Below are 20,407 nucleotides of genomic sequence, written 5' to 3'. Positions count from 1 at the left end.
AATAAAGCACTATAGCAAATAATGTGCAGCAGGCAGACAGGTAATGGGATGTACAGGGTAAAAGTGGCAGGCGCGTTTAGCGTAAAACATTGCAGTGCCGGGCAATACTATAATGTGTGCTGCAATTGTGTAAGATAGAACAGACACATCGTAAAAGCTGAAAAATGGTTTACGGTACAAGTGTGCGACGCAAGAGGTGATGCCATGAAAAACAGCTGCCGGTAACCTGATCATTCTAAACTGTAGAAAGCGGCGGGTGATGAAAAAGGCATGAATTTAATAAGCGTTTTTTTCGCCTTTGAACATGTTGATGATAGTAAGAAAAACAATTCTTACATCGAGCATTAGTGACCAGTTCTCCATGTACCAAAGATCGTGTTCTACACGCTTTTTCATTAGTTCCGGATCTTCTGTTTCTCCGCGGTAGCCGCTAACCTGTGCCCAGCCTGTAATACCGGGTTTTAATAAGTGACGTACCATGAATTTATCTATCTGGCTGCTATATTGCAAAGTATGGGCGAGCATGTGAGGGCGTGGGCCTACAACACTCATATCTCCCATAAATACGTTGAAGAACTGTGGAATTTCATCGAGACTTGTTTTGCGTAAGAAGGCGCCGACCCTGGTGATGCGTGGATCCCCTTTGGTGGCTTGTTTTGACTCTTCATTGTTTACACGCATGCTGCGAAATTTGAGACACCAGAATTCTATGTTGTCTCTGCCTGATCGCTTTTGGCTGTAAAAAACAGGACCTTTGCTTTCCAGTTTGATGAGCAGGGCAAGTATTGGTGTAAGCCATGAAAGGATAAGCACGATAACAAGTGAACTAAAAACGACATCGAACAGGCGTTTTTTAAAGCGGTTGTCGATCTGGTCGAGTGGCTCTTTTCTTAAGGTGATGATGGGGAAATCTTCAACAAAAGAAATGAAGAAGCGATCGTCTAACTGGCGTGAAAAATCTGGTACGAACTTTACGCGTACACATTTCTGCTCTGCCGCAATGAGTAATTGTTCAACCTGCAAATTCTGGTTGGGGAGGATGGTAGAATATATTTCTTCCACTCTGTTCTCTGCAACATAATCAAAGCAGTTTTGTAAATCGCCAAGTATATTAAGAGGACCTCTTGTATTTGTCCGGGCAATTTCATCGTCGAAAAAACCCTCGAAAATAAAATCACCTTTTCGTTTCTGGAAATAAGCTGCAAGTTTTTCGGCAGTGGAGTTGTAACCGAGAATGGCTATTTTTTTACCGCGTTTTGTTCTTTTCTGCAGATAGTCCATCAGGTATACAATAACAAAACGGCTTGCCAGAAAAAGCACCGCCATCAGGGCAAAACTGGTAAGGAATACACTTTGAAGAATATTGCTTTTGGTGAAGAACAGGAATGCCATGAACAGCACAAAGTGCATTAGAGCCGTACGGTATGTTTTACGAAAAAAGTTTTCCAGCACATTAAAAGATGATTGCTGGTACAACCTCATGATGAGGGAGGAAAACATCCAGATAAAATTAAATGCCACCGCACCGACGAGATATCTGTTATTCCATGTCAAATCAGGGTGGTATACAGTGCTGACGAGGTAATAACTAAAGAGGTAAGAAAAATTTATGAATAGCAGGTCTGCAATAAAACAGGTTATTCTAAGATATATAGAAAACAAGGATGCCATAAGCTGATTATCTTTTCTTGATTCAAAAATCATCTATGGAAAGCGCCCGACAGCTACTCAAAAGTACTGTAAAATACGAGCGGTTAACATAATTGTAACATCATTAATAAAATGTAATACCGTATATAATGATTGTCAAGGTCTTATTTTGCAGGTGCCAGCAATTGTTTTGAATATCGCTGCATTACCATATCTATCGCGAGGTTGGCCTCTGCAAAACGTCTTGCATTATCTCTGTATACACCGGCGCTTTCGCCCATTGCCTGTAAAATTCCTTTTTCAAGGGCGTCCTGGTTTTCAGCATCTGCAAGAATGCCCATCTGGTGATCATTAACCAGTTCATATAAACTGGTACCAGGATTTGCTGTTACAAGAGCCAGGCCACCTACAGCAAGAATGTTTGTAAGTTTGGAAGGCATAACCAGGTCTCCTGCATTTACTTTTTGAATAACTAGGTGTATATCGGCCATATTAAGAAAACGGTTAAACATTTCCAGCGGTTGCAAAGGCATGAAAAAAAGATTATGCAGTTGCATTGCTTTTGCCGTTCCTTCAAGTTTTTCCCTGTATGGCCCGCTGCCACAAATAACAAATTTCAGGCCCGAAACGTTTTGCAACTTGCTGGCTGCGTGCAATATGGCTTCCAATCCCTGCTTTTCGCCGATGGCCCCGGAATACAACGCAATGATATCTGATGGCTGAAAACCAAAATCAGCCTTCAATGAAACTTTATCGTTGATGGGGTAAAAAAATGAAGTGTCTGACCAGTTAGGAAAAAAAACAATATCCTTATTCACCTTGGATTTTATTTTTTTGATCATACCCGGTGAAATGCTGCTTACATAATCAGCCTGTTTTAAAATCAGTCGTTCTATGCCGAAAAGTACGTTTATGAGGCGTTTTGATTTGATCATCTCCAAATCATTTGCTGCATCTACCTGCAGGTCCTGGATATGATAAACAAACTTTGCCCCCCTGAGTTTTTTATACATTATTGCAATTAAGCCAGGTATGAGCGGAGGCGATACATTGATCACCACATCGTACTTCCTGGAAAACAACAATGCGAAAACCTTGAAAAAGGCAGCGATAGCAAACGACAGATCGTGCAGCACCCGTGTTTTACCGGTTGGGTTTGCGGGGATGTAATGCGGGCACCTGTAAACGGTTAAAGTACCTGATCCTTTAACACTGACATTTTCTTTTTTATACCAGTTATGGCTTTTATAGGGTTCTCTTAATCTCCATTGGGGGTAATAAGGGTAAGTTGTTACCACCGCACATTCATTTCCGTTGTTTGCCAGCCATTGCATCATTTCTCCGTTGTATTTGCCTATTCCTGTTGGCTCAGGAGAAAAGTTGCCGCCTATCAGGAGAATTCTATGCGCCATTGATTGATATTTATATTAATCCAAATATGAATACGGACAAATATATTTGTAATGTGGCCATATTATTTAAGAATGTTGGTATAAAATTGGCTTCTTCATCATAAATAAATAATTGAAAAACATACTAACTATAAAGACAAATGCACAATAACCTTTTATACATAATGCTGGTTTACCTTTATTCTTCCTGTTCTTCAGCTTCTGTCCAAACCGATCAAGCAGTAAGTAGCCATACATCGATAAAAGATTCAATTGCTCACGAGGAATTTAACAACAATAGTAGAAATGACTCCTCTAACATGCTTTTTAAGTTATCAGGCACGGGGGCTAACATCTTAAAGGGGGACTATTATAACACAATTCCGGATTGGTATATGTCAAATCGTGTTCAGGTTCACACAAGACTAACATTGGATGACATCAACAAACCCGACTTTTTTGACTTCCCGAAAAAGTTAGCAAAATATAATGTTACCGTACTCACAAGGCAGATTAAATCTGGCGATGAAAAGCCATGGTGGAACTCCAAAGTTGGTAAATTAAATGAAAAGACAGCGGCTTACAATTCCGGCGGACAAAATCTTGCGAAAAGAATAATAGATCAGATGCATTCATTAAACATGAAAGCGATAATATACTACAGACACCTTGAAGACGAAGAAATGTACAAAGAACATCCAGATTGGGCATGCAGAGATGTCGATGGAAAAGTTTTAAAAAATCCCCGTGGTGTAACAATGTCATTTGCGTCTCCTTACCGGGAAGTAGTTATTGAACGATTAAAAGAGCTGGCGTCTTATGGTGCAGACGGATTTTATTTTGATGAGGTGCATATACCTTTCAGAGGAGATTTTTCGTCCTTTTCACAAAAGGCTTATAAGGAAAAATATGGTACAGATATGATTGCCGATTTTAAAAAAGGCAATAAGCTAAAATATTATGAGTTTAGAAATTATATAATAAAAAGCTTTTTTGAAGATGTAAGAAATGCATTAGGAGATACCAAGGGCGACCCGATTATGCTGGTTAGTGGAAATGATTGGCCTACTTTAACAGACTTACATATGAACAGCCAGATTTATAAAGACTTTATTTTAAAGTCAGAGTCTAATATGCCTATAAAAATGACAACTACCAGGTCTGCTTTTAAAATGCCTGAAGGTTTAAAATCCGAAACATCTGTGTTCGGCCTTAACGCATTCGTATACTCATATATGCGTGATAATTCTGCAGGCCCGCCGCATATTTGGTGTCCCCGCCTTCGTACTGAAGATGATGTAATAGCAACATCTTCTGCATTGATTGCATTGGGGTGCATAGCAAATCTGGATATAGACGTAAAAGGAAGTTCTACGGATAATTTCAGGCAACCGTTGAAGTGGAATGCTGAGTATGGGCGATTTTTCAAAAATCTTAAACCTTTTGGTTTCGTCGGGGTTTACGTATCGGAAAAGGAAAGAAATATGTATTTTAAGGAGCCAAATTCGGCTTGGACAAATGTCTTAATGCCAGCTTATAATTCGTTTCAAAAATTATATAATGCGGGCATTCCAGTCAGGTTGATCTCAGATGCATACTTCGCTGAAAATATTATATCCCCCTTAGCCAAAATTTATTGCAACCGCAGTATAACAAAAGTGTCATCTGAAATGGATGAAAGCAAATTTGTCGATTTTAAAGACATGCCAAAGGGCAATGAAATGCAGATTGCTAACGCTTTAAATGCACCAGTGTTTGTACAAAAACAAAACAAAGAAACGCATATCAATTTTTTTACAAATGACCATGATGATTATTTATACGTTCTCTCATCTAAAGATCTGGCGCCGCAAGTAAAAACAGATAATGAGAAAATAGTGATACCCGTGCCATCTATGCAATCAATTAAAGCAGCCGGGTCTGGTTACAAGTTATATATCAAAGAAGAAAATATAATTGGAGATGAATTAGAAGACATCGGTAATAAAACTTTAATTAGGTCATCTGGTGTTGAAAACGGATATAAGGTTTTTAGTATTAATAATCAAGATGGCCATCCCCTTCATATGTTGCGATTTAAATACAAATAAAATAAAAGGCTGTTCTCTTTAGGGAGACAGCCTTTTTGCTTATTCAAACGAACTATAGAAATAAGGTGTTTTCGCCTCAAATTCAGCACTACAGGTATCAACCATTTTAAATACCCTGGTTATACCAAGTGCTTTTCTTTTGTTATACACTTCTTCTTCGGTTGTATTGCTATGAATTATACGGGCAATCTGCTCATCACTAAAGCCATGTTGTTTGGCCTCTTTCAACAGATCATATCCAAGGGATTCCAGCGAATGTTTTGCCAGTTCTTTTTCTATACGGCAGATCTCCAGGATCTGGTAAATGAACCATCGATCTATACCGGTTGCTTTCACGATGCTTTTTACGGTAACGCCCTGCATCAATGCATCTTTAATTCTAAATATCCTGTCCCATTTTGGCACCTTTATATACTCCAGCAAATCTTCGCTTTTCATCAGGCTCTTACCATAATATCCCAAGCCTACTGCTTCGTTCTCAAGGCTCTGACAAGCTTTTTGAATAGCTTCGGTAAAGCTTCTTCCTATGGCCATTACCTCGCCAACACTTTTCATTTGCAGGCCGAGTGTATCATTGGCTCCCTTGAATTTATCAAAGTTCCACCGTGGTACTTTTACAATAACATAATCCAGTGCGGGCTCAAAATAAGCGGAGGTTGTTCTGGTAATCTGGTTTTTTAGTTCATCCAGCGAGTAACCTATGGCCAGTTTGGCAGCAATTTTTGCAATGGGGTAGCCCGTCGCTTTACTTGCCAGTGCTGATGACCGGCTAACCCGCGGATTTATTTCAACCGCTATAATATCTTCCGTTTCGGGATTTAAGGCAAACTGTACATTACAGCCACCGGCAAAATTGCCGAGAGAGCGCATCATCAGCATAGCCTGGTTACGCATTTCCTGGAAAGCTGTATCACTAAGCGTCATTGCAGGCGCTACTGTAATAGAGTCCCCGGTATGTATGCCCATCGGGTCAACATTTTCAACGGTACAAATGATCACCACGTTGTCTTTCTGGTCTCTCAATAATTCCAGCTCATATTCTTTCCAGCCAAGCACAGCTCTTTCTACCAACACTTCATGTATGGGAGACGCCTGCAGGCCGCGTTGCAGCGCTTCATCCAGTTCGCTCTTATCATGCACAAAACCACCACCTGTACCGCCCAGTGTAAAAGATGGCCGTATTACCAGCGGAAAACCAATTTCCTGCGCAAATTCTTTTCCTTCAAGGAAACTGTTTGCCACCCGGCTTGGGGCTACCTTAATGCCAATCTTCAGCATCAGTTGTCTGAATTTCTCACGGTCTTCTGCAGTATCTATGGCCGCAACATCTACACCTATCAGGCGTACATTGTACTGCTTCCAGATACCAAGCTCATCAGCTTCTTTACAAAGATTCAACGCAGTTTGCCCGCCCATGGTAGGTAGTACGGCGTCTATATCATTTTCCTGCAGTATCTGCTCAATGCTTTCAACTGTAAGCGGTAACAGGTAAACCCGGTCTGCCATCATGGGGTCAGTCATAATGGTGGCAGGATTGCTGTTGATAAGAATTACTTTGATACCTTCTTCACGCAGGCTTCTTGCAGCCTGGGAACCGGAGTAATCAAACTCGCAGGCCTGGCCAATGATGATCGGGCCGGAACCAATGATCAGTACGCTTTTTATGGAATTGTCTTTTGGCATGGTATAGATAAATTGCGCAAATGTAAGGCAGGCGAAAGTTTTTCCCGGACTTTAATTTTAAAAAACGCTTGTTAGTACATCATGGAGGTTGCAAACATTACATGTTTTTACTTGCATTTATAAAATATAGATTTTATCTTTAATAAGCTCGCTTACTACATGCCAATATCCCACTCAAATTCCATCGCCAATCTCTTCCTTGTATTTTCCTAAACCAAAAATATACATATGAAGCCTTTATTTTTATCAGCCACAGCAACCATGCTGTTGCTCACCGCCTGCGAAAAGGAAATGAAGCCTCAAACCTCTGTTGCAGCTACCGCCACTGTAAGCAACCTTGAGTTTACTGACACGGTGAAAGTTCCCCTTACAGACCTCGCAACAGGAACGTACTACGGTTTTACAGGTGGTCTTTACCCGGATGGTGAGAATACGCCATCCGGGCAGTATGCTACAGATCTCGATAGTGTGTCTGCATCTGTTGTACCGCTGGATGCAAATGGCAACTACTCACCCTCAGGTAAAATTGGCTTTATTTCCATCGGTGCAAGCACGTGTTCTATTATGATGAATAACCTGAGAAAGAAAACAAAGGCAAGCCCGCTTACAAACCCATTACTGCTTACGGCAAACTGCACGGGTGGAGGAGAAAGTATACAGGAAATAAACGACACCATTACAAATGCATACTGGAACGTTGCTTTTTCCAAACTGGCCAAAAATAATCTTACGGCTCCACAGGTTCAGGTAGTGTATCTAGAAACTGATGATTCAATAAGCGTCATGTCGTTTCCTGAGCGGCCACTTAATACCCGGCAGGTTTATACAACCACCCTGCAAATCTTGCTTACCAAGTTTCCCAACCTTAAGGTAGTGTACCTGCTAGGCAGAACAACCACGTTTTTAGGTACCGGTAAAAAGCAACAAAACCGCGAACCCGGCCCATACTACAATGGCTGGGGCTGTAAGTTTTTAATAGCAGGACAAATTAACAACGAGCCCGAACTGCAATATAAGGGCGTGGAAAGAAAAGTGCCAATGGTTACATGGGGGTGGTACCAATGGTCTGTAGGTTATCAGCCAAGAAACGATGGGTTTTTGTGGACAAAAGAACTAACACGGGATGGCCTGCATGCCAACGACCAGGGTGCAAATATTCTGTCTGCAAATTTTATGAACTTCCTGCTGAATGACCCGTATGCAAGTAAATGGTATGCGAAGCATTAAAGAAATGATGAGCCAGGCAATTGTACTGCTATTAGGCTTTCGTTGCGTCGCACTCTTGTACGGTAAAAGCAATATTCACCAGCAGCGAAGACCTGTGCGGATCGCCTTTGTAGAAGTGTATAAAAAAAAGTCATCGCAAATGCCAAAGCGTTATATAATCGGTTGGTAACACACGATGTTTGATGAGCCGGAACGCTGCAGCCGCCATAAAAAGGGAACGCACAAGTGAGTGACACAACCGGCGATGCCATGAAAGCCGGTGCTGAGTAACAAATCATTCATTGCAAATGTGCAAAATGTTTAACGACCTTTTTTGTGCGTGGTTGCTATTTTTGAGGCATGAGACAAATTGTAAGTGCAGTGTTGCTGGCACTGTGTTTAAGTAATGCTGATGTGTATGCGCAAATAGAAAGTATCTATCCACAAAATTATTTTCGCAGCCCGCTGGGTATTCCGCTTGATCTTTCTGCAAATTTTGGCGACCTGCGCAGCAATCACTTTCACATGGGCCTTGACATACGGACACAAGCCCGGGAAAACCTGGAAGTATACGCTGCTGCGGAAGGGTATGTAAGCAGGATTAAAATAGAAAAATGGGGTTATGGCAAAGCAATCTACATCACGCATCCTAATGGCTACACCACTTTGTATGCGCACCTGAATGCTTTTTATAAACCACTGCAGGATTTTCTGGTTGCAAAACAATATGCAGATGAACAATGGGAGCAGGATGTTTACCTGCAGCCTGACCAGTTCCCGGTAACAAAAGGGCAGTTTATTGCACTGAGTGGAAACACCGGCGGCTCTGCCGGTCCGCACCTGCACTTCGAAATTCGTGACAGCAAAACGGAAAACAATATCAATCCCGAGTTGTGTGGGTTAAATATTCCTGACAATGTAAGGCCTGCCGTAAATGGCCTGTATTGGTATGACAGAAGGTACAGCACATACCTTGCGGCGCCACAGCCTGTTGCATTAAAAGCTACTGGTGCAGCATATACAAGTTTGCAGCCGGTGGTGCAGGTTGGTTCGCCGCTTATAAGCCTTGGGGTAAAAACACTTGACCGTCGTAATAATTCTTCCTTTCGTTTTGGCATTTACCAGGCAGAGTTGTGGATGGATGATTCACTGATCAACGCGTTTCAGCTAAATGATTTTTCATATCCTGCATCCAGGTATATCAATGCCTGTACAGATTATACCGTCTACGCCAGGACAAACAGTTTTATACAACACCTGGCAAAGTTGCCGGGCAATGATATCAGCATATTTTCAGATGCCGGTGCAACGGGTGTTATAATTCTGCACGATACAATGATTCATAAAATTAAAGTTGCACTGAAGGATGTACATAACAATGCCAGCTATATTGAGTTCAACGTACAACACAGCAAAAAAGCGGCAAAAAATTATACCTATCCGGTTAATGCCAGACCGCTGATGCCCGGCATTGCAGACAGTATTACAGGAAAAAATGTAAAAGCGTATTTCAGTAAAAAGACTTTTTATGATGTGGTGCCCTTTCAGTTGAGTGAGGCAGTTTCTTTACAAAGAAACGCTGTATCTCCAATGGTTTCTTTGCATAATTATACAGTGCCCTTACACGATAGCATTGTTGTAAAGCTAAAGCCTGTGCAAATGCTTTCTGCGGCTGAAAAAGACAGGGTGGTAATTCAACTTATAAGTAACAGGCATAAAGAAGTGGCAAAAGGGGAATGGAAAGATGGCTGGATGAGCGTAAAGTTTAACCGGCTTGGGCTGGTGCAAATGCTGCTCGATACAGTGCCCCCGCTAATAACGCCTGTGGGCTGGGGTAATGGCAGTAAATTCTCAGCAAGGCAAAGCATTCGTTTGCGTTGTACAGATGAGTATGACGAGGTAGAAAGTTTTACTGCAACTTTAGATGGTCAGTGGTTGCTCTTCGCCAAAAAGAATGATGACTTTATATACAGCGTTGATGATTATTTTACAACCGGAAAACATACGCTGAAAGTTGTGGTAACTGACAAGGCCGGGAATGTTAACACGAAAGAATATACGCTTGTAAGATGATGGAAGCTTAACTGATTTATTGTTGTACTTCGCTACATAAAAGTTTACTGGAATGATGTTTATTTTTATATAGCGTTGCTGATCGTGTATCAATGAGACATCGCAATAACTTTGCACTTTATTAAAATGATCAATGTATGCATCTGCCAAAAGAAGGAGATAAAGCACCCGCATTTAATGGTATAGATCAGAATGGCCATAAGGTTTGTTTGTCTGACTACAAGGGCAAAAAGCTGGTGCTTTATTTCTATCCTGAAGATGATACGCCAACCTGCACCATACAGGCATGTAACCTTCGGGATAATTATGGATTATTGACGCAACAAGGTTTTGAAGTGATAGGCATCAGCCCCGATGAAGTTGAGAAGCATAAAAAATTTGAAACAAAGTTCAACCTGCCATTTACCCTGGTGGCAGATCCTTCGCAAAAGATCATTAAACGATATGGACTATGGGCAGAGAAGCAGATGTTTGGACATAAATATATGGGCGTATTACGAACCACTTTCCTGATTGATGAGAAGGGAAGAATCCGTAAAATTTTTCTAAGGCCAAAAAATAAAAGCCATGCAGCGGAGATCATTGCTGCATGGGCTGATATTGAAAAGAACATAAAGTAAAATATATATCCCCCATACTTAGCGGGGCATTTACGGGCCCATGGTGGTTAGTATACTTTTGAAATTATTGTAAATCGTTTTTTCTCCCGGTGTCATATTTCTCTTTTTAATGGCCGCTAATTCGTTAGGGTCATTTTTTATATTGTAGAACCTGTAGTTATTGTTTACTGTAATGTATAGCTTATAGGTGGAATCCTGCACCCATTCCCGCAGTTTGTTATTACCCGAATTGGTGTGCGGGTTGTAATAATTGTAGCTCCAGGGTCTTGGTGTGTAGGCGGCACCTGTCAGTTGGTTGTAAAAGCTTATCCCGTCAAGTGTTCCAAAGCCGGAAACATCAGCTTCTGCTATGTCTGCGCAGGTTGCCATAATATCAGGAAAGTCGATAAGGTTGTTGTTAATTGTTCCGGGGCTTGTAATACCGTTTGGCCAGGAAACTACGAGCGGAACATGAATGCCTGCTTCCAGCGTAGATCCTTTGCCGCCCTCCACTGCCGTAGAATCTACAACACTGAAAATATGGTGTGGTGTGCCATTGTCTCCGCTAAAGAGTATAACGGTGTTTTCGTATAACCCAAGTTCCTGCAATTTGGTAATGATCTCTCCTATTTTTTTGTCCATATAACGCACCATTGAAGAAAAATATGCTGTATCATTCAGCCTGTCTGCCGGGTTCCAGGTAGCAAAAGCCGGATCGTCAGGTGTCGGCGAGTAGGGTGCATGGCAAAGACAGGTTGCATAGTAGATAAAGAAATTGTTGGCCTGGTTTACTTCAATAAAGTTTTTGACATAGTCAGTAAAAATATCATCGCTGTATTTTCCAAGGTTTGAAGTGTCAGGCTCATAGGCACCGTTCTGGTAAACTTTCGGATCTTTATAATTCGAGCCCTGGCTGCCACTGGATGCAATTTCATACGGGTTCCATACACTGTAATCATCGAAGCCCAGTGCATGTATAGATGCGTCGCCACCATCAAACTGCCATTTACCGGCAGCAAGGGTAGTGTATCCTGCACTTTTAAAAAGGGTCGCAAGCGTTTGCTCATTTTGTCCCATTACGCCCCATGTGGTGTAATTCCTGAAATTATACTTTCCCGTCATTAACGCAAATCTCGATGGCGAACACAAAGGGGATGCCCTGCACTGCGTAAAGCGCATGCCGGTATTTGCTATCTGGTCAATGTTTGGTGTCTGGTAACTGATACCGCCGTTTACAGCAGGTACTTCGTAGCCTATATCATCTGCCAGAATCACAATAACATTTGGCTTTGTTGGCCCGGCTAATAAAGCTTTGTTGTGTGCTGCAAGCGATTCAGAAGCAGGGCTTAGCGTTTCTATTCTTTTGCAGGATGCGGCCATGGCAATAGCTATAATACCAAAAAGGTAAATAAGCGAACGGCGGGTGGGAGGTTTCATAAAGTAAATGGGGTTAGGAAAATATTCGGTTATGAAAGAACTTTTGATAACATAAAAATAATACGCCCATTAATGAAATGCAAGCATTTAAACTTAAAAAAATTTTTAGCGTGAAAGAAATTGGAGATGGCCGGTATTTATTGTTTTTATCGTTAGCGTACGCCTTACTTCAGCCGTTCCAGTACGCCTTTACGTTTTACAATGTTTTTATAATCCCACTGAATATCGGCAGCCTTTCTCAGCCACCGTTGCAGATCCTCTGTATTTACCTGTTCTGCTGCAGTAAAAAAAATTTCAGCAGCTTTAAAACTGCCTTCGGGCTGCAAGGCCGGCTCATCAAACGATTGGCCACTCCAGAACATTAAACTGATACCATTTTTCCTTTTGCTGTAACCAACAACCGGGTTGCCTTCTAAAAACCATACGGGATGGCTGTGCCAAACACGCGCTTCTGCATTTTTCAAATACATGTTTATCCGGGCATATAAAACATCGCAGATGTTTTTTTCATCTTCAGCCAGTGTAAGATGGTAAGCGGGTATATCAATTAGCTTTTTAGCGGCTTTTGCCATGGCATATTTTATTGTACGTTAAATGTACAACACACATTGATGGAAAACAATAATTAGGCAACCCGGTTCATACCCTGCACGCAACCATTCATAACAGCGTTTGTACCGTTGATACATAAACAGCTTAGTGCCGCTGTAATGTTGAAACAACTTTGCGCACCAATAAAGCAAACCTTATTGTTATGAGTAAAATTTTTTCACTGTTTACAGCATTTATAATATTGTCTGCAACAGCCATGGCGCAAACAGTAGCTGGTGTTGTAAAAGATGCGGAAGGGAAAGCCGTTGCTAATGCTACAGTAACCTTACATAATGCAAAAGATACAACTGTTGTGAAGCTGGGTGTATCAGATAAAGAAGGAGGCTACAAATTTCAGAATGTTACCAATGGTGCATACATCATCAGCGCTTCTTTTATAGGCTTTGCTGCAAAATACTCACCGGTTATAAATATTGCCGGAGATGCAACTGCACCCACACTGGTACTAGAAAAAGCGGCAACAGAACTAAAAGGCGTAACTGTTGTAGCAAAAAAGCCAATGATAGAAGTTAAAGCAGACAAGACCATTGTGAATGTAGAGAACAGTATTAACGCCGTAGGTAATGATGGGCTGGAACTCTTGCGTAAATCACCTGGCGTTACAATTGATAAAGATGACAACATCAGCCTGAGTGGTAAAAATGGCGTGCAGGTGTATATAGACGGAAAGCCATCTCCGCTGAGCGGCAGCGACCTGAGCAACTTTTTAAAATCAATGCAGTCTACACAAATAGAAGCAATAGAAATCATTACCAATCCTTCTGCAAAATATGAAGCCGCTGGTAATGCAGGCATCATCAACATCCGGTTAAAGAAAAACAAATCTTACGGTACTAACGGTACGGTGAATGCAGGCTACAATATTGGCACTTATCCAAAATACAACGCAGGCATAACATTGAACAATCGTAACAAACGCCTGAATCTTTTTGGTAGTTACAACTACAATAAAAGCCGTAACGAAAGTTACATGAATCTTTACCGTGTACAGCTCGATACTTTGTTCGATCAGCGCGCTGTGATGACCTTCCGTAACAACAGCCACAATTTTAAAGCAGGCGCAGATTATTACATCAATAGCAAAAACACGGTTGGTGTTATGGTAAACGGAAATATTACAGACTTTACATTATACAACGACAGCCGTACAGATATTTCTTATGCACCTACAAAATTTGCAGACCGCCTGCTGCTGGCAAATAACAAAACAAGCAGCGGCAGAGACAATATAAATGGTAATGTCAACTATCGCTTTGCAGACACATCTGGCCATGAACTGAATGTGGATGCGGATTACAGCCGTTACCGCCTGACGAGTGATCAGTACCAGCCCAACAATACGTATGATGCCGCAACAGGTAACCTGTTGCAGAGTGAAACATACAACATGATTGCGCCAACGAATATCGATATCTATTCCGGTAAGGCTGATTACGAACAAAACTTCAAAAAAGGACGTTTGGGTTTTGGTGGAAAAGTATCTTACGTAAAAAGCGATAACAACTTTGATCGTTTCATTATAGACGAAGCAGACAAAACAAGAGACCGCAATAATAACTTCCTGTACAAAGAAAACATCAATGCGCTGTACGTTAATTACAACAGGCAGTTCAAAGGCTTTATGATACAGGCTGGGTTGCGTATGGAAAATACCAATATCACAGGTGCTTCAAAGGGAGTGTCGTTGATTGATGGCAGCAACATACAGTTCGATTCTACCTTCGAAAGAAACTATACCAACTTCTTTCCAAGTGCCGCGGTAACGCTTAACAAAAACCCTATGAACCAATGGAGTGTAAGCTATAGCAGAAGAATAGACAGGCCTGCTTACCAGGATCTCAATCCTTTTGAATTCAGGCTCGATAAATACACTTTCCAGCAGGGTAATACACAGCTCAGGCCGCAGTACACCAACAGCTTTTCGCTTACCAATACATTCAGGTATCGTTTAACAACAACACTTAGTTACAGCCATGTAAGCGATGTGTTTTCGCAGATTGTTGATACGGCAGACCTTACCAAAGCTTTTATAACCAAAAAGAATCTTGCTACGCAGGATATTGTAAGCCTTAATATAAGCCTGCCATTCCAGTATAAGTTTTACAGCATGTTTACAAACATCAACACTTATTACTCCAAATACAAGGCAGACTTTGGTGAAGGCCGTGGCGTAAACCTCGATGTGTTTGCAGCCAACCTATACATGCAAAACACTTTTAAAGTAGCAAAGAAAACAACGCTTGAATTATCCGGTTTTTATACTTCGCCTTCCATATGGCAGGGTACTTTTAAAAGCAAGGCTATGGGTGGTGTAGATGTAGGCATACAGCAAACTGTGCTGAAAAGTAAGGGCACATTAAAAGCAACTGTAACAGACGTGTTTCACACCATGCAGTGGGGCGGCACCAGCGATTTTGCAGGCCAGTATTTAAAGACAACAGGTGGGTGGGAAAGCCGCCAGTTTCGCCTGAACTTTACTTACCGTTTTGGTAATGCACAGGTTAAAGCCGCACGCCAGCGCAAGACTGCAACAGAAGACGAAAACAAGCGTGTGGGCAGCCAGGGTGGCGGCATTGGTGGTAATTAATTTTTTTTAGTTGGTTTTGGTGAAGAATACGGCCCGGAAATTTTTTTCCGGGCCCTTTTTTATTGTGTACCCGGCAACAGCATAAGCATGAAGCTCCTGTTGCGTCGCACACTTGTACTGCATTGCATCTTGCGGCTGCGCAGGCTCTGTTGGCGCATGTTTCCTCAAACTGCCTGTAGCAACCGGCGGCCTGCGGATGTTGTACTATGTATGGCGCCTGCGAAGACTGTAACCGGCGCTGTTGCCCAAAGAACCGAACGATGAACGTAGTGCGACGCAACAGAAGCTACATTGAAAAACCAGGCCCCTGCCACCGCTGTCTTTTTCTAATGCCAATGGCAGCATAAATTTTTTGGCAGATTTAAGTTTGGAAATGATGGTAAAAAGTTAACGTTGCAAAAATTATTTTCCTCAAAACATAATTCTTTTGCAACAATGAACAATGCGCCTGCAAATGTTTCTGTGGAAACAGAAGAACCTCCTTCAGTGTTACTCGAAACCGCTCCGCATGAGCAGTCTTACAGCATTCCGCTGCGTTACCGTAAAATGGAGAACCTGCACATTGTTTTCTGGCTTATTAAAGATATAAGCTGGTGTTTGCTCTGGAAGCCGCTCGGTATTGTGATGATCTTTCCAACGCTTATTATTTCGATCATTATATCCTGGCGTACGCGGCAATACGTTTCAGAACTGTGTCACAACCTCGCCATAACAGTATGGATCAGCGCTAACTCTTATTGGATGATTACTGAGTTTTTAGGTTTTGATGAAGAGACTGCTTTTGGAACGGTAGACTACAAGCACCTGGCGGTAATTCCGTTTTCTATTGGCGTACTTATTCTCGCTTACTATTATCTATACTTCAAGCCCAAACATAAAGGACAGGCTGAAACCATGTAATAAAAAAGGTGCTGAAACCAGCACCTTTTTTTATAAAACCTGTATTAGCTTAAGATATTGCTTTTTGCATATCACGCATTGCTTTTATCTCATCGTGAGATTTACGCAACGCTCTTTTTTGCTCGGCAATAAAATCTCTTATATCAACCGGTAAACCATCAGTATCCAGTGCTTCCTGGTATGCCTTTTGTGCAGCATCTTCACCAAATTCACATGCTTCCAGCAATGCTTTCCGGTCTTTGCCGGTAAAGGTTGCTTTTATGTCCATCCATACACGGTATACCTTTCCTGAAACCGTTGTTCCATCAGCAGGCTCGCCACCAAGTTGTAATATCCTGTTGTGTAATTCTGCAGTGTATTTAATACTTTCGCTTTTCATTTTACTGAAAATTGTCTGCAGGTCCACATCTACTGTTTTTGCATCTTCAATTGCTTTTTCATAACCTTCAATACGATCGTTGTTAATCTGGATCAGATCATTTAAAACTTCAATAATTTCATTAGATGATTTCATAAGTTAAATTTTTTTGTGCTAAAAAAGGCAAGCTTACCTCGCCATCCACACCATCAATTTTATCAAACAACATGCCTTTTAAATTTATTATCTGTTTGTGTTACAGCCTTTTCCGCCAGCGCAGTTTTTTGAGGAATTAACTACCCAATCATGGCATTAATTGCTTACTACACCGCTGCTTCACCGGTTATATGTAACACGGAAAATTCACCCGCATCAAAAGAGAATTGTTTACTCCTTTTAAAATCAACCTGTGTTCCTTTAAACAGATCATGATAGCTGCCGGCGAGTGCAGGATGGTCAATACTAAACGTTGCTTTTTCTTTACCAAGATTCAGGAGTGCCAGTACCTTATCTTTTTGCCTACTGCATAAGTATGCCAGCACATCTGTGTGCGTGGTTTTAAACATTAATACCGACGCGCTTTCCTGCAGTGCTTTATTCTTTTTACGCAGCGTAAGTAAGGTTTTATAAAAGTCGTGCAGCTCAACATCTCCGCTCCAGTCGATAAAATCTTTTTCGAAAAACTCCAGCCTTTTATAGTTCGGTTTTTCCTGGCCCGAGTATATCAGCGGAATGCCGGGCCAGGTGCAGGTAAATGCGGCCATTGCCCTGGCTGCCACGCCGTATTTTTCATACTCGGTGCCGTGGTAAGTGTTCTCATCATGGTTAGAAGTAAAGAGCAATTTCCTGGAACCGATAGGATAGTTGGCATATTGTACCAGAATTTTTTTAATATCATCAAGCGGCAGTTCCCCTTTCATGTATTTATCGAGCGCCCTCATTGCTTCCCAGCCATAGGTTAGGTCGAAGGCCTCGTGGTATTCTATTATTTCGCATTCGGCCAGCCAGAACAAAGGTTTCAGTTCATCACATTCTGCACGGGCTTCAATCCAGAAATCTATTGGCACTGTGCGTGCCATGTCGCAGCGAAAGCCGTCTATGTCAAACATTTCAACCCAATGTTTCATGGCGCTGATCATGCCCCTGCGCAATTCGGGCACCTCGTAGTTAAGGTCGATCACATCTATCCAGCCATATAGTTCGGTAAAATTCCCCGCTTCATCTTTACGATACCATTCCGGGTATTCTTTGGTCCACACATGGTCGTAACCGGTATGGTTGGCCACCCAGTCAATGATCACTTTCATTTCATAATAATGTGCTGTTTTTATCAGCTCCCTGAAATCGTCTGCCGTGCCATAAGAAGGATCAATGATGGTATAAGATGCGGCTGCATAATAGCTGCCAAAGGTGCCCTGCCGCTTCTCCATGCTGATAGGCGTTACAGGCATCAGCCATAAAATGTCTATGCCCATACTGTGCAGCCGCGGAATATGTTCTATAAAGGCTTTCAGCGTTCCTTCATGCGTGTATTGCCTGATGTTTACCTCGTAAATATTGGTGCCGTTGCCCCACGATACAATAGGGAAAGCTGTACTCATATTGTCTTTTAGCAGTTAAAAAATCAACTACTGTACCAATCAGTTTTTTTTGTTCACAGGCAGTGGTGCAGGTGGCATCGCCTGTTGTGTCACTCACTTGTGCGTTCCGCACTTTGCTGAACAAACGCGAAGACCGGTGAGAAGAGCCGCACAGGAGTAAGCAAGTGTATACAACCGGCATAGCGCTGCTACATAAGTTTGCTGCGGGTAACCTTACAGTTGTTTGCTGACAGAACGTCCTGCTCTTTTCGGTGGTTCGTTATTTGATAATAGTCTAAATTCCATTTAATTTCATTGTCCTTACCACCACTTGCAAATAATAATGAATGTATGAAGATATTGTTGCGGTATTTAAAACCATATAAATGGTTAGTAGTGCTGGCGTTATTGCTGGCAGCCATCAACCAGACTTTCTCGCTTTTCGATCCACTGATATTTGGTAAGCTGATTGATAAGTTTGCCAACCATCCAAAAACGTTTGATGACGGTACCCCCCGCAATGAGAACGAATACATATGGGGTGCGCTCAGCTTACTCGGCCTGCTTATAGGCACAGCCATGGTAAGCCGTATTGCCAAAGCCTTCCAGGATTATTTTGTAAATGTCATCATCCAGAAGTTTGGTGCAAAGATTTTTACAGATGGGTTAAAGCATTCTATGCGCCTGCCTTACCAGGATTTCGAAGACCAGCGCAGCGGAGAAACATTATCCATTTTAACCAAAGTAAGAAGCGATACGGAAAAATTCATCAGCAACTTCATCAACATTCTTTTTGGCGTGCTCATAGCTGTGATCTTTGTTTGCATCTATTCATTACGGCTGCACTGGAGCATTATACCAATTTATTTCGGCGGTACAATCATTATCGGTGTGGTTACCAACCTGCTTAGTAAAAGAATAAAGCTGATACAGAAAAACATTGTGAAAGAAACCAATGCACTGGCTGGCTCTACCACAGAATCTTTGCGGAATATAGAGCTTGTAAAAAGTCTTGGCCTTACAGAGCAGGAAGTAAACAGGCTCAATGTAAATACCTATAAAATTCTCGGGCTGGAGCTGAGAAAAGTAAAGAGCATACGGGCATTGAGTTTTATACAGGGTACCATGGTAAACTTCCTGCGCCAGGTGCTCACCTTTACCTTCATCTGGTTAATTTTTAAAGATGTAATTACAACCGGCCAAATGATCACGCTGCAGTTTTACAGCTTCTTTATATTTGGTCCACTGCAGGAAATAGGAACCATCATTATATCTTACCGCGAAGCAGAAGCATCGCTGAATAATTTCGATAACCTGATGAAGCGTGCAGTAGAGCCGTTTCCTCACACGCCCAGGCATATTGGCACCATAGAGCAACTAACCTTTAAAAATGTTTCCTTTAAACACCAGACTGCACAATATAAAGCACTCGATAATATAAGTTTCGAGGTAAAGAAGGGTGAGACAATTGCTTTTGTGGGCCCTTCGGGCTCGGGTAAGAGTACATTGGTAAAATTGCTGGTAGGTTTGTACAGAACGAAAGAAGGCAAGGTGCTTTACAATGGCATAGATGGTAATGAGATAAGTTTTGATGAACTGCGTACACAAATAGGTTTTGTAACACAGGATACACAATTGTTTGCAGGTACCATTAAAGAAAACCTGGTGTTTGTAAACCCGTCTGCAACTGATGAAGATCTTGTAGATGCTTTGCACAAAGCAAGTTGCCAGAACCTGCTTTCCCGGGCAGAGAAAGGCATTGAAACCGTTATTGGCGAAGGTGGTCTTAAGCTTAGCGGTGGAGAAAAACAACGTTTAAGTATTGCCCGCTCATTGCTGCGCCATCCGCACCTGCTGATATTTGATGAAGCTACTTCTGCGCTGGATTCCATTACCGAAGAAGAAATTACCGGCACCATTAAAAATATTTCGAAAGAGAAAGAACAGATTACCGTATTGATTGCACACAGGCTGAGTACCATTATGCATGCAGACAGGATTTATGTACTCGAAAAAGGGCAGGTGGTAGAAACCGGCAGCCACAGTGAGCTGTTGCATGAAAAGGGATTGTATTATGCCATGTGGCGGCAACAGATTGGCGAAAGAAAATATGCTGCAACACCTGTACCGGTTGCGTAAGAAAATAAAAGTAGCAAGGCTGCCGGCATTTGCCGGCAGCCTTGCTTTATAGCCTGATGTATGAAAAAGTGAAGATGACCGGAAATAGTGTGCTGCGCAAAG

At 41.9% G+C, this 20,407-nt stretch carries 14 protein-coding genes; 7 read left to right on the top strand and 7 right to left on the bottom strand.

Features of this window, described 5'->3' with window-relative positions:
- Positions 1 to 276 precede the first annotated feature (276 nt).
- Positions 277 to 1,671, bottom strand: a complete 1,395-nt coding sequence (locus tag I5907_RS03815) for an undecaprenyl-phosphate glucose phosphotransferase (RefSeq protein ID WP_196989399.1) — start codon at positions 1,669 to 1,671, stop codon at positions 277 to 279.
- Positions 1,672 to 1,814: 143 nt separating this feature from the next.
- Positions 1,815 to 3,062, bottom strand: coding sequence for a WcaI family glycosyltransferase (locus tag I5907_RS03810; RefSeq protein WP_196989398.1), 1,248 nt, complete (start codon positions 3,060 to 3,062; stop codon positions 1,815 to 1,817).
- 140 nt (positions 3,063 to 3,202) lie between these two features.
- On the opposite strand from I5907_RS03810, the gene I5907_RS03805 reads away from it, so the two are divergent.
- Positions 3,203 to 5,131, top strand: coding sequence for an alpha-amylase family protein (locus tag I5907_RS03805; RefSeq protein ID WP_196989397.1), 1,929 nt, complete (start codon positions 3,203 to 3,205; stop codon positions 5,129 to 5,131).
- Positions 5,132 to 5,170: 39 nt separating this feature from the next.
- Here the strand turns inward: I5907_RS03805 and carB are convergent, their stop codons facing one another.
- Positions 5,171 to 6,814: a carbamoyl-phosphate synthase large subunit gene (gene carB, locus I5907_RS03800; protein WP_196989396.1), complete on the bottom strand. Its 1,644-nt coding sequence runs from the start codon at positions 6,812 to 6,814 to the stop codon at positions 5,171 to 5,173.
- A gap of 228 nt (positions 6,815 to 7,042) precedes the next feature.
- Between carB and I5907_RS03795 the strand changes: the two genes are divergently transcribed.
- The 3 genes from I5907_RS03795 (at position 7,043) to bcp (ending at position 10,713) form a co-directional block, all read left to right on the top strand.
- Positions 7,043 to 8,041: a hypothetical protein gene (locus I5907_RS03795; RefSeq protein WP_196989395.1), complete on the top strand. Its 999-nt coding sequence runs from the start codon at positions 7,043 to 7,045 to the stop codon at positions 8,039 to 8,041.
- 339 nt (positions 8,042 to 8,380) lie between these two features.
- Positions 8,381 to 10,093: a peptidoglycan DD-metalloendopeptidase family protein gene (locus I5907_RS03790; protein WP_196989394.1), complete on the top strand. Its 1,713-nt coding sequence runs from the start codon at positions 8,381 to 8,383 to the stop codon at positions 10,091 to 10,093.
- A 137-nt stretch (positions 10,094 to 10,230) separates the two neighbouring features.
- On the top strand, positions 10,231 to 10,713 hold the full coding sequence (bcp, locus tag I5907_RS03785; protein WP_196989393.1) for a thioredoxin-dependent thiol peroxidase: 483 nt from the start codon (positions 10,231 to 10,233) through the stop codon (positions 10,711 to 10,713).
- A gap of 30 nt (positions 10,714 to 10,743) precedes the next feature.
- Here the strand turns inward: bcp and I5907_RS03780 are convergent, their stop codons facing one another.
- Positions 10,744 to 12,129: a sulfatase-like hydrolase/transferase gene (locus I5907_RS03780; protein ID WP_196989392.1), complete on the bottom strand. Its 1,386-nt coding sequence runs from the start codon at positions 12,127 to 12,129 to the stop codon at positions 10,744 to 10,746.
- 164 nt (positions 12,130 to 12,293) lie between these two features.
- A complete protein-coding gene (locus I5907_RS03775) occupies positions 12,294 to 12,701 on the bottom strand; it encodes a DUF1801 domain-containing protein (RefSeq protein WP_196989391.1) in 408 nt (135 codons plus the stop codon).
- A 182-nt stretch (positions 12,702 to 12,883) separates the two neighbouring features.
- Between I5907_RS03775 and I5907_RS03770 the strand changes: the two genes are divergently transcribed.
- Together I5907_RS03770 and I5907_RS03765 are read left to right on the top strand one after the other, a co-directional pair.
- A complete protein-coding gene (locus I5907_RS03770) occupies positions 12,884 to 15,328 on the top strand; it encodes a TonB-dependent receptor domain-containing protein (protein ID WP_196989390.1) in 2,445 nt (814 codons plus the stop codon).
- Positions 15,329 to 15,721: 393 nt separating this feature from the next.
- Positions 15,722 to 16,228 carry a hypothetical protein gene (locus tag I5907_RS03765; protein ID WP_231401956.1) on the top strand — a complete coding sequence of 169 codons (507 nt, stop codon included), beginning with the start codon at positions 15,722 to 15,724 and terminating at the stop codon, positions 16,226 to 16,228.
- 49 nt (positions 16,229 to 16,277) lie between these two features.
- Here I5907_RS03765 and I5907_RS03760 read toward each other — a convergent pair whose 3' ends face one another.
- Both I5907_RS03760 and I5907_RS03755 read right to left on the bottom strand, forming a co-directional pair.
- Positions 16,278 to 16,742, bottom strand: a complete 465-nt coding sequence (locus I5907_RS03760; RefSeq protein WP_196989389.1) for a ferritin-like domain-containing protein — start codon at positions 16,740 to 16,742, stop codon at positions 16,278 to 16,280.
- A gap of 167 nt (positions 16,743 to 16,909) precedes the next feature.
- A complete protein-coding gene (locus tag I5907_RS03755) occupies positions 16,910 to 18,187 on the bottom strand; it encodes an alpha-amylase family glycosyl hydrolase (RefSeq protein ID WP_196989388.1) in 1,278 nt (425 codons plus the stop codon).
- A 330-nt stretch (positions 18,188 to 18,517) separates the two neighbouring features.
- Here I5907_RS03755 and I5907_RS03750 point away from each other — a divergent pair, with 330 nt between their 5' ends.
- Entirely contained in the window at positions 18,518 to 20,305 is a 1,788-nt protein-coding gene (locus I5907_RS03750) for an ABC transporter ATP-binding protein (RefSeq protein ID WP_196989387.1), read from the top strand.
- Positions 20,306 to 20,407: the final 102 nt, after the last annotated feature.

Source organism: Panacibacter microcysteis, assembly GCF_015831355.1.
Lineage (GTDB): Bacteria > Bacteroidota > Bacteroidia > Chitinophagales > Chitinophagaceae > Panacibacter > Panacibacter microcysteis.
The sequence above is the reverse complement of the archived record's forward strand: the minus strand, read 5'-3'. Positions and strand labels throughout refer to the sequence as shown.